The organism is Phytoactinopolyspora endophytica (assembly GCF_004138495.1).
Lineage (GTDB): Bacteria > Actinomycetota > Actinomycetes > Jiangellales > Jiangellaceae > Phytoactinopolyspora > Phytoactinopolyspora endophytica.
In genome coordinates this window covers 1-621 of record NZ_RZHA01001806.1, presented here as the reverse complement: position 1 = coordinate 621, position 621 = coordinate 1, and the positions used below count along the sequence as shown (strand labels likewise).

General features: G+C 67.5%; 1 protein-coding gene. It reads right to left on the bottom strand.

Translation table 11 applies throughout. The features are described from left to right. A partial coding sequence (locus ELR45_RS34260; protein WP_205857834.1) for a lysophospholipid acyltransferase family protein occupies positions 1-568 on the bottom strand: 568 nt, incomplete at its 3' end. Between the last annotated feature and the right edge of the window lie 53 nt (positions 569-621).

Sequence of the window (621 nt, the reverse complement as noted above, 5' to 3'; positions counted from 1 at the left end):
GGACCTCGGCGGCCAGCCGCTCGGTGAACGCACCCGCCGACTCCCCCGGCAACGCCCACACCGGAGCACCGATCGAGACCACCACCGACGGCCGACCACGCACCGGCCACCACTGCCCCCGCGGCATCGCCTCATGCGCCCCCACAATCGCCACCGGCACACACGGCACCCCACACGCGATCGCCAACGCCGCCGCACCCGGCTTGAACCCACCGATCCGCCCCGACGGCGACCGACCACCCTCCGGAAAAATCAACAACGGCACACCCCGCGACAACAGCCGCTTCGACACCCCCGAATGCGCCCGCGCCCCCGTACGATCCACCGGAAACGTATTGAACACCAACGACGTCAACCACTTACGCCAACGCACCTCAAAGAAATAATCCGCCGCCGCCCCCGCAGCCAGATACCGGCTCAACCGCCGCGGCAACGCCCCCAACACCAACGGCGTATCCAAATGACTCGCATGGTTCGACACCACCACGAACGAGCCACGCAACCCCCGCAGATCCCCCTGCACACGCACCTCGACCCGCGTCAACGACCACACCAACGGCTTCAACATCAACCGCTGCACCACAAACCGGGGAACCGCCAGCACCCGCGACGTGAAACGCC